Source organism: Phycicoccus sp. M110.8, assembly GCF_032464895.1.
Lineage (GTDB): Bacteria > Actinomycetota > Actinomycetes > Actinomycetales > Dermatophilaceae > Pedococcus.
Genome location: NZ_JAWDIC010000001.1, coordinates 1,023,761 through 1,040,066 on the forward strand (window position 1 = coordinate 1,023,761; position 16,306 = coordinate 1,040,066).

10 protein-coding genes are annotated in these 16,306 nt (G+C 73.2%); all 10 read right to left on the reverse strand.

Going from position 1 to position 16,306, the window contains the following annotated elements; all coding sequences use genetic code 11:
* Positions 1-130: 130 nt before the first annotated feature.
* The 10 genes from RKE38_RS04800 to RKE38_RS04845 all read right to left on the reverse strand — a co-directional run bounded on the left by RKE38_RS04800 (position 131) and on the right by RKE38_RS04845 (position 16,083).
* Positions 131-997 (reverse strand): class I SAM-dependent methyltransferase, encoded by an 867-nt coding sequence (locus RKE38_RS04800; RefSeq protein ID WP_316006304.1) that lies wholly within the window; start codon positions 995-997, stop codon positions 131-133.
* Positions 990-2,285, reverse strand: a complete 1,296-nt coding sequence (locus RKE38_RS04805; RefSeq protein ID WP_316006305.1) for a hypothetical protein — start codon at positions 2,283-2,285, stop codon at positions 990-992. The genes RKE38_RS04800 and RKE38_RS04805 overlap by 8 nt, the downstream gene beginning before the upstream one ends.
* Positions 2,282-3,904: a hypothetical protein gene (locus RKE38_RS04810; RefSeq protein ID WP_316006306.1), complete on the reverse strand. Its 1,623-nt coding sequence runs from the start codon at positions 3,902-3,904 to the stop codon at positions 2,282-2,284. The genes RKE38_RS04805 and RKE38_RS04810 overlap by 4 nt, the downstream gene beginning before the upstream one ends.
* Positions 3,901-5,487: a Wzz/FepE/Etk N-terminal domain-containing protein gene (locus tag RKE38_RS04815; RefSeq protein WP_316006307.1), complete on the reverse strand. Its 1,587-nt coding sequence runs from the start codon at positions 5,485-5,487 to the stop codon at positions 3,901-3,903. The genes RKE38_RS04810 and RKE38_RS04815 overlap by 4 nt, the downstream gene beginning before the upstream one ends.
* A complete protein-coding gene (locus tag RKE38_RS04820) occupies positions 5,484-7,586 on the reverse strand; it encodes an alginate lyase family protein (protein WP_316006308.1) in 2,103 nt (700 codons plus the stop codon). The genes RKE38_RS04815 and RKE38_RS04820 overlap by 4 nt, the downstream gene beginning before the upstream one ends.
* Positions 7,583-9,778 (reverse strand): bi-domain-containing oxidoreductase, encoded by a 2,196-nt coding sequence (locus RKE38_RS04825; RefSeq protein ID WP_316006309.1) that lies wholly within the window; start codon positions 9,776-9,778, stop codon positions 7,583-7,585. The genes RKE38_RS04820 and RKE38_RS04825 overlap by 4 nt, the downstream gene beginning before the upstream one ends.
* A gap of 100 nt (positions 9,779-9,878) precedes the next feature.
* Positions 9,879-11,795 (reverse strand): asparagine synthase (glutamine-hydrolyzing), encoded by a 1,917-nt coding sequence (gene asnB / locus RKE38_RS04830; RefSeq protein WP_316006310.1) that lies wholly within the window; start codon positions 11,793-11,795, stop codon positions 9,879-9,881.
* Between the two features lie 2 nt (positions 11,796-11,797).
* Positions 11,798-13,090: a glycosyltransferase family 4 protein gene (locus RKE38_RS04835; RefSeq protein ID WP_316006311.1), complete on the reverse strand. Its 1,293-nt coding sequence runs from the start codon at positions 13,088-13,090 to the stop codon at positions 11,798-11,800.
* Positions 13,087-14,406 carry a nucleotide sugar dehydrogenase gene (locus RKE38_RS04840; RefSeq protein ID WP_316006312.1) on the reverse strand — a complete coding sequence of 440 codons (1,320 nt, stop codon included), beginning with the start codon at positions 14,404-14,406 and terminating at the stop codon, positions 13,087-13,089. Before RKE38_RS04840 ends, RKE38_RS04835 begins: the two co-directional genes overlap by 4 nt.
* Positions 14,407-14,562: 156 nt before the next feature.
* Positions 14,563-16,083 carry a lipopolysaccharide biosynthesis protein gene (locus RKE38_RS04845; protein ID WP_316006313.1) on the reverse strand — a complete coding sequence of 507 codons (1,521 nt, stop codon included), beginning with the start codon at positions 16,081-16,083 and terminating at the stop codon, positions 14,563-14,565.
* Positions 16,084-16,306 lie beyond the last annotated feature (223 nt).

Genomic DNA, 16,306 nt, shown 5'->3' on the forward strand with positions numbered 1-16,306 from the left:
CGGAGTCGGTCACGGACGTCGGTGCGCCTTGGCTGAAGAGCACTCGAGAATCGTCGTCCCGCAGCGGAGGGGACGGCACGGGCCCGTGTAGTACAAGGGTCTACTGCACCTGCATGAGCGGCGACGGGGGTCAGGCCCGGGCTCGCAGCCAGACCCACAGGTGCCAGCCCATGGCACGGCCCAGGGGGCGTAGGCCGTGGACGGGGAGGGGAGGCGCGTGCATGTACCGCTTGAAGTGCCTGGTGAGCTCGAAGTCCGGGAAGTCCTCGCGGACCTGGGCCGGGCTGTACACGCGGGCGAACGGGTTGAGCGGCCCGTCAGTGCTGTGGTGCGTGAACGTGTCGAGGTCGAGGTAGCGCCGCAGTCCGACCTCCTCGGCGTTGGCGAGGTGCTGGCGCATCATCGAGGACCTCACTGCGACGGGGCTGTTCCGCAGCGGGTACGCCGCGGCCACGGCCGCGCGGCGCAGGACCCGGATGCTCACGAGGTGGTTGAGCGAGCGCCGGGCGTACAGCATCGCGACGAGCGTCCCGCCCGGCCGCAGGACGCGGTGGATCTCGGCCTGGGCGCGGTGGATGTCGGGGACGTGGTGCAGGACGCCGTGGCTGAAGGCCAGGTCGAAGCTGCCGTCGGGCCAGGGGATGTCCAGCACGGACCCCTGCCGTAGGTCGTCGAAGGGCTGGCCGCGGGTGGTCAGCCGGGTGCGCACCCGGTCGACCGACTCCTCGGTGAGGTCGAGCCCGGACCACGAGGCTCCCCGGCGGATCAGCTGCTCGGACTCCGCACCCTGACCGAGGCCGACTTCGAGGACCCGCTTGCCGCGCCAGTCCACGAGGTCGAGGCACTCGGGGATGTGGCGCTCCTGGTCGTACCGCCAGGCGTCGTAGGCCGCGAAGAACCGCTCGTAGTCGTCCCGGAAGCCCTCGTGCAGGCCACCCACGATGTGGTCACCGCACGGGTGGCTGTTCCAGAAGGACTGGACCGCAGACTCATCCATCTCCACCCCTTGCACTCGACGGAGCCGTCTCGTGTCGCCTGCGCCACTGCGCAGCCTCTCGTCCTCCCACTGGTGCCGGGGCGAGCAGGGAGGCGGCGACGAAGAGGTCCAGCAGGTAGGGGGACGCGTCCCCGGGGCCCGTCTCGGTGAACGACGCCGTGATGCAGTAGACGGTGAGGAACAGCGCCATGGCCCGGCGCAGCCCGCGCAGGTGCGTGGCCGCCATGAGGAGCAGCAGCAGGAGGAAGGCGACCTGGACGACGATGCCGAACCACCCGAGGTCGAGGTAGGTCGCCACCCAGTTGCTGTCGATCGGCAGGCCGTTGAAGGACTTGTTGGACAGGCCGTCCCCGAAGAGCTGGCTGGTGAGGGGGCGCTCGCCCTGCGTCGCGGCGCTCCACACCTTGGTCCGGCCGGTGAGCTCCGAGGCGTCCTGCGCGGACTGGCCGCGCGCCAGCCACTTCACCAGCTGCGGGGCGAACAGGGTCCCCCCGGCGATCCCGATGACGATGGTCCACACCGAGGTCCGGCGCACGCGCGCGTGCCCGAGGAAGAGGCTGGCCGACCCGACGGCGAGACCCACGACACAGCCCAGCAGCGCGGTTCGCGTGTGGGTGCCGATAAGCACCGCCACGCCCACCACGATCGCGAGGGAGGCGTGCCGTCCGCCGATCACGCGGCACATCCACAGCAGCGCGGAGCTGCCGACCAGCACGGCGGCGTAGTGCGCGACCTGGGTGGCGGGCATCGGCCACAGCGTCCCCGACAGGCGGCCCGACTCCCCGAACGCCGCTCCGGGGGCGATCACCGCACCGACCACGACCGAGCCCACGGCGGCCCACAGGCACAGCCGGTGCACCCGCAGGAGGGGCAGCTCGCGCCGCCCCCACCACGGGGTGAGAAGCCACAGGGCCAGCACGAAACCACAGAGCCGGACGGCCCGGTAGGTGGACCCCACCACGAACTCGCTGTGGATGCTGACGATGAGCGCCATCACCGCCATGGCGCTCACGAGGACCATGAACACGTTGGGCCGGATCACGATCCGCGGGTTGACCAGCAGGGCGAGCACGATGGCCACCAGGAGGGCGCCCTGGGCGATCGCCTGGTTGGCCGCGTGCGGGATGGGGAGGACCGTCCCGGCTCCGTAGGGAGGAAGGACGTTGAGCAGCAACGCCCCCCACGCCAGCAGCAGCAACCTCGGCACCTCGCTCGCCCGCGTGCGCAGCGACGCCGGCACCTGCGTCGCGCGCAGCGGACGCGGCAGGGCGCGAGCCCCCACGCTCACGACTGCCCGACCAGCCTGCGCGCGGCCTCGCCGAGCGCGACGGCCCCGAAGCTCTCGTCAGTGCGGTCGGCCCCCACGAGCATGGCGAAGGGCAGGACCAGCCCGGCGGCCCGGACGAGCTCGGCGGTCGTCTCCAGCAGCTCGGCCGACGCCTCACCGGCCGTCACGAGCGGCACGACGCGGTCGACCCACGTCCTGAGGTTCTCGGCGTCGATGCCCGGGTCCACCTGGACCAGGGCCAGCACGACGTCCGCCTGCTCCCACGCCTCGCGCCACGACACGTCGTCAGGGAGGTCGACCGCCCTGCCGTGTCCGGCGGCCGGGCCGGTGGCGAGGGCCGGGACCCCCGTGGGTCGGAACACCGTGACCCCGTTGGCCGCTGGGCCACCCCTGCCCCCGGACGCGTGCCGGTCAGCCGCCCGACGCCGCGCCAGCGCACCGGCGGCGCTCAGGTCGGCGACGAACGGCACCCGTCCGTGTGCGCGGACCGCGTCCACCAGCGAGTCCACGACGGCCGCGGCGATCCTGGGGTCGCCGATCGCTGCCACGGCGACGCCGTGACCGGGTCCGGGGGTGGAGAGGCGCTCGCCTCCCGCCGTCGGCGCGGACTCCTCGAGGTGGGCCTCCAGGCCCCGCACCAGCACGTCGAGGTCACTCGGCCCGGACCTCCCCCGGCGGCGCAGGCGGTTGCGCAGCCGCTGCGGCAGTCGCGAGGCGGACGCCACGCTGTAGCGGACGGGCACGCTCATGGCGACGGCCACGTCCTCACGACGCCGCACCGTGGTCGAGGTCAGGGCGCGGAACAGCACGAAGCCGACGCCCAGGGCGGTCCCGCCGATGAGCCCGGAGGCCACGTCGAGGGCCGCCGCGCGCTTGAGCGATCCCTTGACGGGCTGGGCCTCGTCGATGACATGGGTGGAGGACACGGCAGCGTCCGTGGTCAGCGCCGCGTCGGCGATCGACTGCTGCATGTCGTAGATCTGGGAGTTGAGCTGGCTGCGCCGCGTGAGCAGCTCGGTGGCCTGCGTCTGGTTGCCGCCCTCCTGGCTCGCGACGGCGTACTGCGTGTTGAGCTGCGCGACCTCCTTTTGCATGCCCGCGACGCGGGCCTCGTAACCGTTGACCAGTCCGCTGCTCAGCGAGCGCAGCTGGGTGGCCCGGAAGTCCAGGTAGACCGACGTGAGGGCAGCCGCCCGCCTGACGGCCGACTCGGTGTCGGGGGCCGAGACCGTGATGGTGAGGACCTCCGTGGTCACCGGGTCGGCCGTGATGGTCGCGCGGAAGGCCTCGGGCGTCATCGGCAGGCGCAGCCTGGCCACGGTCCTCGCCGACACCTCCCTGGTCGTCAGCAGGCTCACGTCCGTGGACATCGCCGACTGCGCCTCCAGGTTCGCCGGGTGCGCCATGAGCAGGGTCACCGAGCCCTGGCTCGGGGGTGGCAGGAAGACCGCCAGCCCGAGGCCGATCAGCGCTCCCGCGAACGACAGGCTCGCCCACGTGCGCCAGCCGCGACGCAGCGAGTTGCGCAGGTAGTGCCAGGTCCCCATCAGGGGGCGGGGCGTCCCGGTGAAGTCGACGTCCTGCTCCTCGTCCTGGATGCGCCAGGCCATGTCGATCATCGCAGCCTCCGGCGGGACTCCAGGGCGGTCGCCTCGCCGGCGACCTCCGAACCGGTCATGAGGGACGGCAGGACCACGTGCTGGGCGCGCTCGGCCGGGGCCAGGCGTCCGGTGGTCCGGTCGAGCGGGTCGGCGTCGATGACGAGGAGGCGGTCGATCGGGTGGCCCGCGTCGTCGGCGGCCAGCGCCACGCGGGCCAGCTCGTCGGCCGTCGCCCCGGCCGCCGTCACCGCGAGGAGCACCGCGGAGCCCTCGACCCGGGGCAGGTGCAGCACCGGCCGGACCCGGTCGATGACGACGACGTCGACGGCGAGGTCTCCCGTGGCCCGGCCGCCGGGCCGGGTCTCCACGGTCAGCCCGGGCCTGGGCTGGGCCTCGGTCGGAATGCCGGCGCAGGCCGCCCAGAGACGGTCACCGGAGTCGTGCGTCTGCGCGGTCACGAGGCGCGTCCGCAGGCCCGTCGACGCGGCGAAGGACGCCAGCTGCGGACCGGTCGCGAGGGCGCGCAGGTCACCGGCCAGGGTGATGACGACGACGTGGGTCGGCTGCGACTCCGGCGCCGCCGTCACGATGCTCCCCGGGTGGCCCGGGGTGAGCATCCGCAGCAGCTGCCGGAGCGTCCACATCCCGACGTTGTCCGGGGAGTACGCGGCGAGCAGGGTCGTCCACGCGGCGACCGACTTCGGCGCGCGGCTGCGCAGGGACGCCAGCACCGGGATCCCCACCGCGTCCGCGATCTCGTCGCGAGAGCGCAGGCTGCGCTCACGCCGACCGGCAACGACGATGACGCCGGCGACCACGAAGAGGTCGAGTCCGACCCCTGCGAGACCGGCGAGCGCCATCCGCAGCACGAGTGGCGTCCGCTCCGCGGGGGAGGCCTGCTGGATCACCGTGGCGTTCGCCGCGGCCGTGGTGTCGCCGGACGCCGCAGCGGCGGACTCCTTGTCGATCTGGTCCAGCTGGAGCACGAGGCTGGCCTGCTGTGCCGTCAGCTCGGCGAGCGCAGCGGCATCCGCCCGTCCCGCCGTCGACGTCGGCGACTCGCCACCGATCCGGGTCTGGGCGGCCTTGATCTCCTGGTTGACCGAGTCCAGGCTTCCCTTCAGGGTCGCGGCCCGCTCGTTGAGGGCGCTCTTCTTGTCGTCGCTGAGAGCGTTGGCCGCGTTCTTGAGGTAGTCCAGCTCCGCCTTGGCCACGGCGTTGGCCAGCGCCTCGGCCTGCGCCGGCGTCGTCCCGGTCGCCGTGATGTCGAGCACGTCGCTGGTGGGCGACTCGACGGTGACGAGCCGGGCGACTTGCTCGCCGCTGAGGGACGGCGTCACCGCCTGGCCCGCCGGGCCGAGGACCGCCTGGCTCTGGGCGATCGCCACCTGGGTGTCGATGCTGTGGCTGGAGGCCGAGGAGCTCGCCCCCGGTGACGCGGAGGGCAGCAGCACCATGCTCGTGCTCGTGTATGCCGGGGGCTGCACGTAGGCGGTGGCCGCCCCGCCCGCGGCGCCCAGTGCCGCTGCCGCGACGAGGACACCCGTGCGACGCCTCAGGATCGCCCACGTCGACCGGAGGTCGATCACCTGCTCGCTCATCGCCGTCCCTCCTGCCGGGCCGTGGCGGTCGTCCCTGCGCCTGCGTCCGTCACGCCGACCAGCTGCCTCTGCGCCTCGGCCTGTCGTGTCGCTGCGAGGTCGAGGGTCGTGGCCAGGACGAGCTCGCCGTCCAGCGCGCCGGAGCCGACCAGCGTGGTGGCCGGGACCCGCGCGCCGAACCGGGGTGAGTACCAGCCGACCACCGGGTCCGTCCCGCCACGGTGGGCGGCCCAGCCGAGCTCGTCGGGCAGCCGCAGCCGGGCGGTGCCCGCGCCGGAGGGGCCGTGCCAGGACAGCTCGGCGACCGGGCCGTCGAGGGCCACCTCCACCTCCGGGCCGAGGTGCCAGGCGAGCCGCACGGTGTGCGGGCGTGAGGACGTCAGGGTGTCGCGCACGGTGAGCAACCGCTCCCGAGTGTCCAGCCGCACTTGCCGGTCGTGGCGCAGCGCCGGGTCCAGCCGCCCGTACCCCGTGTGGTGGGCCGACCACGCCTGCACCTCGCCGTCGAGGTCGCACTCGTCGACCACCGCGTCCGTGCGGCTCGACCACAGGAACGGGCCACCCTCGACCGACTGGCTCTGGCCGTCGACCTCGATCGTGTTGTGCGCCAGCGTGGAGCGGAAGTACGACCGCCACTGCGGCTCACCGTGGTAGCAGTACGTGCCGGGGTCGGCGAGGAGGTCCACGCCGTCGCAGCGCAGCTCGACCGACAGCGCGTCGGCGTGGCCGTGCGCCGCCATCGAGCCGAAGCCCTGGGGGCCCCCGTCGCAACGGCACCAGATCTCGGGGGCGGCGTCACGGGTGCGCAGGAGGTAGAGCCCGGCGTCGGGGAACCGCACCGGTGCACGGTCCGGCCGGCCGGCCACCGGCTGCCCCGGCGTCGACCCGGTCAACGAGCCGAGGAGCACCGACCCCACGGTGGCGGGCACCGGCTGCCACCACGGCTGGGGTCCGACGACCGCCTCCCCCCACGCCAGCACCGAGGCCCACGGGTCGCGCTCGGGGTCGTCGACGACCAGCCCGCGGCCCTCGTCACCGTCGCCCTGGCGCGGCGGCCTGCCGGTGGCGTCGACCATCGCGGCGGCCGCGTCGAGGCAGGCGGCCAGCAGCCGGCGCGTCCCCGCACCCAGCGGCTCCCCCGCCGCGTCCGCCTCGACCAGGCCCAGCAGGCCCAGCTCGGCCACGAAGCGGTGGTAGTCGCTGGCCTGTTCCCGGTTGACGCCGCTGGGGAAGGTGTTGGCCTCCAGCGAGGACTCGAGGTCGGCCGCGGCGGACCGGCGCCACCGGCTGCTCTCGTCGAACCACGGGAACGCGCAGCCGGCGGCCAGCCGGCCGACCGCCTCGGCGACGAGGTGGTTGTTCGACGAGGAGCCCCGGCTGCGGAAGGCGGCGAGGTACTCCTGGTGCCAGCGCAGCTGACGCAGGGCCTCGGGGTTGTCCTCGAAGAGGGCGGGCGCACCGGCCCACCCGTCGAGCAGCCGGCGGACCCAGACCCAGCTCACCAGCCGCGTGCCCAGCTCGATGCCGCTCGTCCAGTGGACGCCCGACAGGAACGGGTTGGCCGCCCACCACGACCGCAGCTGGCGGTCCACCACCACGGCATACCGGTCGTCGCCCGTGAGCCACCACGCGGCCGCGAGCACCGTGAGGTGGTGGTGCCGCGAGAGCTCCCACACCGACTTCACGTTGCCGGTCACCGACTCGTCCCGGTGGTCCACGCGGAAGGCGAGCAGGTCCTGCGGTGCGCGCCGCCCGGTCACGGGGTCGGCGAACCAGTCGGGGTCGGCGACGTCCTGCCGCGGCACCCCCAGCACGAGCCAGTGCCCGGCGAGGATTCCGTCGGCCGCCGCGAGGACCGCCTCCCGCGCGGCGGCGGGCACGTCCTCGCGCGTCCCGGCGGGCACGGTCGAGGCGAACCGCCGCGGGCCGAGCAGCCCCGGCACGCCGTCGACGCCGGCGCCCCCGGGCGGGAGGGTGCCGGGCGCGACGCGGCGACGCGCCCACGCGAGCTGCCGGGCGCGGTCACCGACGCGCGCGCCGACCTCGCCGGGCGACATCGCGCGCAGGCGGCGGGCGTACCAGGACAGGGACCTGCTCACAGCTTGACCGGCCCTCCCGTGGTGAGGCTCTCCTCGACCGCGATCGTGGCGAGCGTCGTGGAGACCAGCGAGTCCAGGGCGATCGGCATCGGACCGCCGGTCCGGACCGCCTCGACGAACGCGGCCACCTCCGCACGCTGGCCCTTGTCCTGGCCGGCATACGACCGCTTGACGTCCTTGCCCGAGCGGCTCCACACCGTGGCGCGGGTGAAGTTGTCGAGCCGGGCGTTGCGGCCCGCCCCGGAGACGTCAATCGTCTCCTTGGGGAAGCGCGCGTTGCCGTCGGTGGCGTACGTCAGCGTCGCGAGCGAGCCGTCGGCGTACCGCAGCGTCGCCTGGAGGTCGGCGCCGTCGCCGGTCTGGAACGCGGTGACCTCCACGGGGGCGGAGCCGATCCACGCACCGACGGTGTCGATGAAGTGGCCACCCTCGCCGAGGAACCGGGATCCCTCCTGCTCCTCGTTGAGGTACCAACTGCCCGAGGACAGCTGCCCGGCGTTGACGAGGTAGCGGACGCTCACGGGTCCCGCCGTCGGGCCGAACCGCCTGCGCAGGTCCGTGAAGAGCGGGGCGAACCTGCGGTTGAAGCCGACCATGATCCTGTCGTTCCCGGTGCGGTCGACGGTCTCGAGCACCCGGTCGACCTGCTCGGCGGTCAGGGCCAGCGGCTTCTCGACGAACACCGCCTTGCCGGCCTCGAGGGCACGGCAGACGAAGTCGGCGTGCGAGTGGTGGCGCGTGACGACGAAGACCGCGTCGATGGCGGGGTCGTCGAGCACGCTCGACGCGTCGGTCGTCAGGGCGCGGAACCCGAACTTGCGCTGGGCATTCACCGCCGACAGGGACCGGGTGGTCGCCACGGTGCCCAGCGTGGCCCCGGGCAGCTTCGCCAGGTGCGGCAGCAGCATCGAGCTCGCGTAGGCACCCGCGCCGATGAAGCCGAGCCGGACCGTACCGCTGTCCGTGCCGGTCCGCGGTGACGTGCCGGCCTGCCGCGGTGCAGCCATGGTGCGGGCGTGTGCCGGTGCCGGAGCCGCCGCGAGCTGGGCCTGGTCGGCGGCCTCCGGGTACTCGAAGAGGAAGCCGATGCCCTTGAGCGAGCCGTCCCGCAGCTGTCCGTAGACCGACTCGGCGTCTGCGACCGGGTGCGTCCCGGACACCAGCGCACCGACGTCGACCGAGCCCGCGGCGAGGAGCTGCAGGAAGCACTCGAGGTTGCGGCGCTCGGTCCAGCGGACGTAGCCCGCCGGGTAGTCGACGCCCTCGAGCTCGTACCGGTCGTCGTACCGGCCCGGCCCGTACGAGCGCGAGAACCGGACGTCGAGCTCCTTCTCGTAGTAGGCGTTCCACGGCAGGTCGAGCTTGGTCTTGCCGATGTCCACGACGCGGGCGCGGTCGCGGGCGATCCGGGAGGCGAGCTCGACCGGGCCGTTGCTGTCCCCACCGGCGGCGAGGAAGACGTGGTCGGCACCCAGGCCACCGGTCGCGGCGGCGATCGCCCGCTCGAGGGCAGCGGCGCCCTCGCCGTCGGGTGTCCCGCTCGCGATGGCACCCGCCTCCTCGGCCATCCCGCAGCGCGCGGGCACGGTGTCGACGCCGACCACGCGGACCCCCGACGCGACGAGCAGCCGGACGACGAGCTGGCCGATGAGGCCGAGGCCGATCACGCAGGCGAGCTCGCCGAGCTGGGGCTCGCTGCGGCGCACGCCCTGCATGGCGATGGCGCCGACGGTGGCGAAGGCCGCGTGCTCGGGGGCGACGCCGTCGGGGACGCGGACGCACAGGTTGCGCGGCACCCAGTTGAGCTCGGCGTGGAGCGCGAACTCGTTCCCGGCCGCGGCCACGAGGTCGCCGACGGCGAACTCCTCCGCGCCGGCGCCGACCTCGACGACGACCCCGCACAGCGAGTAGCCGAGCGGCGTGTAGCTGTCGAGGGTGTTGATGGCCTTCTTGTAGGTGGCGACCGGGCCCTGCTGGGCCATCGAGTCGAGCACCTTCTTGACCTGGTCCGGCCGGGCGCGGGCCTTGCCGAGGAGCGACAGCCGCGCCTCGGTCACCTTCATCATCTCGGTGCCCGTGGAGATGAGGGAGAAGAGCGAGCGGACCAGCACTCCCCCCGGCTTGCACGACGGCACCGGGACGTCGAGCACCGTCAGCTCGCCGGACCGGTAGTTCTGCGCGACCTGCTTCACGACGCCTGCCCCCTGCTCGTGCTGTTCTCGTTCTCAGTGCTGCTGTTGCTGTTGTCGGTGCTCGTGCAGCTGCCGCTGCGGCTCCTGCTGTCGGTGCTGTTCATGCGGTGGCCACCCCCGAGGCCCGGACGTTGCGGTACCAGTACTCCAGGCACAGCAGCTGCCAGATCTGCTTGGACTCGTCGCGCCGCCCCGCACGCTGGTCGTCGACGAGTCGCTGCAACGGGTCCCGGCGCAGGAAGCCCGACCCGACGAGCTCGCCACGCAGCAGCGTGTCGTCCACCAGCTCCCTGAGGTCGTTCCCGACCCACGCGCGCAGCGGGACGCCGAAGCTCGCCTTGGGCCGGTCGATGACCTCGTCGGGCAGCCAGGCGCGGGCGGCGTCCTTGAGCGCCGCCTTCTGCACCCGGCCGCGGATCTTCTCCGGTCCGGGGATGGAGAAGGCGGCCCGGAAGACCTCGATGTCGACGAACGGCACCCGCACCTCGGTGGACGCCGCCATGCTGGCGCGGTCGGTGTAGGTGAGGTTGAGCCCCACCATGAACATCCGCGCATCGGCCAGGCACATCCGGTCGACCTGGTGCTCCAGCGCGTTGTCCTCGTACACCTCGCGGTGCCGGTCCAGGACCCGGTCGACCGTGCCGGCCAGCGCCGGGTCGACGAGGTCGACCAGCTCGTCCCGGTCGTACATCGTGTAGCTGCGCCGGAACGCCTCCTCCTCCGGCAGCTCGGCGAAGGTGAGGAACCGCTGGGCCCAGCGGACGGTGCGTATGCCGCGGCCACCGACGGCGACCGGCGTGGCCCGCACGAGCGGGGCGATGACACCCGTGCGCAACGGCGCAGGCAGCCGGCGGTACCGGGCCGTGGCGAGGGTGGCCAGGTGCTTGCGGTAGCCGCCGAAGAGCTCGTCCGCACCCATGCCGGACAGCAGCACCTTGACGCCGGCGTCGCGTGCCGCGTCGCACATGAGCAGCGTGTTGATCGCCGCCGGGTCGCCGATCGGCTCGTCGAGGATGTCCACCATCCGCGGCAGCAGGCTGACGACGTCGGGCCGGATCTCGATCTCGTGCAGGCGGATCCCGAGCGTGCGGGCCATGATCCGGGCGTACTTGGCGTCGTCCGGCATCGCCTCCAGCTTCTGGTCCTCGGCCCGGAACGCGATCGTGTACGCCTCGATGGACGGGTCGTGGCGGTGGGCAAGAGCGGTGATGATCGAGGAGTCGAGGCCGCCGCTCAGGAACGACGCGACCGGGGCGTCGGACACCAGGTGTGCCCGCACCGACTCGGCCACGACGTCCCGCAGGTCGGCCTGCGGGCCGCGCGAGGCGCGGGCGGCCTCGTCGGCGACGTCCCAAAAGGCGCCGGCGGACCGCGACCCGTCGCGGTGGTAGGTGCGCCAGGTCCCGGGCGGGAGCTTGGAGACGCCGCGCACGGAGTCGAACTCCTGCGGGACCCAGTAGTAGAGGGCCGAGGCGACCATCGCCTGCGGGTCGACGGTCAGCTCCCGGCCGACCGCCGCGAGAATCGCCTTGAGCTCGGAGGCGAAGACGACCCCGTCACCGCGCTCCATGACGTACAGCGGCTTGATGCCCAGCGGGTCGCGGACGAGGGTGATCGAGCCCGTCGACGCGTCGTGGACGGCGAAGGCGAACATGCCCCGCAGCCGCGCCAGCGACGCCGGCCCCCAGGCCCGCCAGGCCTCGAGCACGACCTCGGTGTCCGATGCCGTGGCGAAGCGGACCCCGTGGTGCCGCTCGAGCTCGGACCGCAGCTCGCGGTAGTTGTAGACCTCGCCGTTGTAGCTCAGCGTCAGGCCGTCCTTGGCGAACGGCTGGTCCGACGCGGTCGACAGGTCGATGATCGACAGCCGCCGGTGACCCAGCACCACGGAGGTCTCCGGGTCGACCAGCTCGAGCACACCGCACGCGTCCGGGCCGCGGTGGTCGATCCGCTCGACCATCGTGCTGACCACGACCTTGCCGTCCGGCTGCTGGTAGGCCCCCGCCACACCGCACACGACTAGGCCCCCGACCCCACCCGTGGGCGTCCGGCCGCCGTCGACCGGGCGGACCGCGCCGGCCCGGCGGACGCGGACCGGGTCCGCCCGCTGAGGTCGTCGAAGACCGCGAGGTAGCCGCCCCGCTGGTGCTCCCAGGCGAGCTGGGTCTCCACGCGCTCGCGGCCGTACCGGCCCATCTCCGCCCGGGTGGCCGGGTCGTCGACGAGCTCGACGATGGCACGGGCGTACGCCTCGACGTCACCGGGCTGGACGTAGCGGGCGGCGTCCTGGGCCGACACGCGCGTCTCGTGCAGGTCGAAGGCCACGACCGGCAGGCCGAACGACATGTACTCCATCGTCTTGTTCATCGTGGAGACGTCGTTCAACGGGTTGAGCGGGTCGGGTGACAGGCCGACCTCGGCGGTGGAGAAGACGGAGACGACGAAGTCGTCCGGGACGCGCCCGGGCATCTCGACGTGGTCCTCCAGGCCCAGCCGGTTCCGCTCGGCGACCAGGTCGGCCCAGCAGTCGCCGCCACCCATGAGGCAGAAGCCGATGTCGGTGCGCCCCAGCCGGTTGACGACGATGTCGGCCGCCTGCAGGGCCACGTCTACACCGTCCTGGGGGCCCATGACCCCGAGGTAGGCGACGAGGTGGTCGTGGCCGCGCCGCAGCTCCGGCTCGGCCTCGCGGCGACGCAGCTTCTCCGGGTCCGGCCCGGTCCGCACCACGGTGACCCGCTCCGGCGGCTTGCCGCCCCGGGACGTGGCGATCGCGGCATACGACTCGTTGGTGGAGGTGATCCGGTCGGCGGTCCGGAACGTCATCCGCTCCAGGAAGAGCAGGCCGCGCAGGAACGCGCGCCGGCCCGTCGGGAAGCGCGACTCGAACAGCTCGGGGCACAGGTCGTGGTGGTCGAAGACGAAGCGCGTCCCGTCGAGGACGCGCAGGGCCCACGCCAGCGGCCAGAAGATGTCCGGCGGGTTGCACGCCTGGACGACGCGGAACGCGCCGCTGCGACGGGCGCGCAGGGCCAGGCGCGCGGTGGCGAGGAAAGAGTAGGCGTACTCGGTGATGAAGCCCAGCGCTCCCCCGCCCGGGGCGTAGGGGCGGTAGGCGAGGATGCGCACGCCGTCGACGACCTGCGCGGCGCCGGTGCCGTGGCCCTGCGGGCAGACGACCGTCACGTCGTAGCCGGCCCCGGTGAGCGACTGGCACTCGAGCCAGACCCGGCGGTCGAACGGCACGGGGAGGTTCTGGACGATGACCAGGACGCGGGGCCGCGCCGAGCCGCTGCTGCGACGTCGGCTCACCAGGCCACGCCCTCGTAGGACTCCAGCGCCTCCACGTCGGCACCCAGCCGGCCGTGCAGGTCGATGACCAGCGCCGGACGGCTGGCGGCCAGGGCGCGCAGGGCAGCCGGGTCCGACGAGGAGACGAGCACGACCTCGGCGCCCTCGAGCGCCTCCTCGGGCGTCTGCGCCAGGAGCCGGTTGACGTGCGCCAGCTTGCTCTGCAGGTGGCGCAGGTTGGCACCGACGAGCTTGTCGGGGTTAACGATCGGGTCGTAGATCCGCACGTCGAGGCCCTTGCCGACGAACCGCTCGGCCACCTCGAGGTTGGGGCTCTCGCGCAGGTCGTCGGTGTCCATCTTGAAGCTGAGGCCGAGCATGCAGACGCTGCGCAGGCCGGTCTGCAGCACGCGGTCGACGACGGCTCGGACGGCGATCTCGTTGCTCACCATGGCCGAGCCGACCATCGGGATCTCGACGCCGCTCATCCGGGCCAGGCTCTGCAGGGCACGCAGGTCCTTCGGCAGGCACGAGCCGCCGAAGGCGAAGCCGGGGCGCAGGTAGGACGGCGCAATGTTGAGCTTGCGGTCCTCGCAGAAGATCTCCATGACGCGGCGGCTGTCGACGCCGTGGGCAGCGAAGACGCGGCCCATCTCGTTGGCGAAGGTGACCTTCACGGCGTGGAAGGCGTTGCAGGCGTACTTCAGCGCCTCGGCCGATGCGACGTCCACGTGGTGGATCTCCATGCCCAGGAAGGCGAACAGCTCGCTCATCGCCGCGCGGGTCCGGGTGTCGGCCGTGCCGACGACGACGAACGGCGGCGCGAAGAAGTCCTCGACACCGCAGCCCTCGCGCAGGAACTCGGGGCACATGGCCGTGCCGACGTCCCAGCCGTCCGGCAGCTCGCCGTCGAAGACCGGTGCCACGACGCCGGCCACGGTGCCGGGCGGCACCGTCGAGCGGACGACCACCGAGTGCATGCCGGATGCCGGCGGGCTGGCCACCTCCATGGCCTCGCGCAGGTCGGTCACCGCCCGCGAGATGTAGGTCAGGTCGGTGTCGCCGCGCGGCGAGGACGGCGTCCCCACGCACACGAGGGAGACGTCCGCACCCTCGACCGCGAGCCTCGCGTCGGTAGTGGCCTGCAGGCGGCCGGCGGCGACCGCGTCGCGCACCAGCTCGTCGATGCCCGGCTCCACCACGGGGCTGTGCCCGGAGGCGATCGCCTCGACCTTCATGGTGTCCACGTCCACGCCGACGACGTCATGGCCCCGCGACGCGAGACCCGCGGCCGTGACCGTGCCGACGTAGCCGAGACCGAAGACAGCAACCTTCATGAGCTTTCCCCTCCCACTGGAGACTTCATCGAACCGCGCAGCAGCGCGAGGCGGGTCGTCCCGATGCGGAAGCGTGGAGTAGGCCAAATGGTGGAGGCGCCTGCCGCCTCGGGCGGCCGGCCGGGACGAGGAGGTCAGGACCCGTCCAGCGCGCGCTCAGGACGCGTCCAGCGGCTCCAGCCGGAGCACCCGGGCCACGGGCCGCGTCACCCTGGCGGGGACGGGCAGCAGGCCCAGCGCGTCGCGCAGCACGCGCCCGCCGACGAGGCGCAGCATCAGCACGTTGACCAGGACGGTGGCGGCCGCGAGGAGCGCCAGCCCGAGCCAGACCGACGAGACGCGGGAGGTCCAGGTGGAGACCACCGCGCCGACGGCGAGGGTGACGGCCGTCGGGACCAGGGCCGTCAGGAACGGCCGCGCGACCTGGGCGGGACGCATGCCCAGGAGCCGGCCCACGAGCACCCAGCGTGCCGCCGTGGCGACCGTGGCTACGACGAGGAAGCCGAACGCCACGCCCGGCAGCCCCCAGCGCACCGCCACCACGGTGGTGGTCAGGGTCAGCGCGTCGATGACGACGGCGTACGCGAGCCACGTGCCCGGCCGGCCCAGGCCGTAGAAGAGTCCGTGGTCGACCATCGCACCGAGGGTGATGACGGCGGCCACGGACAGGGCCTGCGCGGGCACGATGCTCGCCGTCCACTGGCTGCCGAAGACGAGCGGGATCGACTGCGGCGCCGTCACGGCGATGAGCACCATCAGCGGCGACACGACGCCGTACGCGACACCGAGCGCCTTGAGGTAGGAGGCGGCCAGGCGCTCGGGGACCTCGCGGACCTTGGCGAACACCACGGTCGAGACGGGCACGAGCGAGCCGGCGGCGAGGTCCTGGGCGACCTGCACGACGCGCTGGCCGACGTTGAGCTGCCCCATCGCCGCCGGCCCCAGCACGACCGTCACCACGAGGCTCTCGGCCCACAGCCGGGCCGTGCCGACGAAGTCGACGCTGGACACGCGGACCCCGAACGCCGCCATCTGCCGGAACTTCTGCGGCGAGAACGCCAGGCCGGGGAACCACCGCACGCTCCACCAGGCGAGCACGGCGATGACCCACTGCGTCACGACCACCTGCGACACCAGCGCCCAGACGCCCCCGCCCGACACGGCCACGGCGATCGCGGCGACCTGCCCCGAGATCGCCGCGACGAGGCTCTGGACGGCCACGGCACGGAACCGCAGGGCGCGGCGGAGCAGGGCGAGCGGGACCCCGGCGAGCACGGTCGGCACGACCGAGAGGATGAGGGCGCGCAGCACCCCGACGAGGGGCTCGCTCCGGAAGGCGGCGCCCACGAGCGGGCTGGCGACCCAGAGCGCGCCCGACAGGACGGCGCCCGCCACCACCGTCGTCCAGAACGCGGTGCTCAGGCTGCGGCGGTCGGAGTCCTCGCTCTGCAGCAGGTAGGTCGAGAACCCGACGTCCGACAGCAGGTAGATGATCGGGATGAACGTCGAGGCCGCGGCGACGACACCGAAGTCCCGGGGCGAGACGTGGTGCGTCAGGACGATCAGCGTCGCGAACGCGCTGAGCCGGACGAGCCACTTCTGGACGGCCAGCCACAGCACGCCGGAGGCGGCGGCCCTCCCGAGTCCCACCCGTTCCGTGCTCTCCTCGACGCTCACGGCAGCACCCGCCCGCCCGGGCCCGCGCAGGCGAAGGGGACACGGGCACAAGCACTTTCGCGATGTGGCCTCACCCCTCGCCGAACCGTCACCGGGTCCGCGCAGACCCCGTCCACGAGGCATGGACCATCAGCACGGCCGGCAGTACCATGACCCCGCAGGGCGCCTCCGGCCGAGGTGACGACAGGCCGGATCAGGGGAAGCCGCCGGCGGGGGGCGGCCA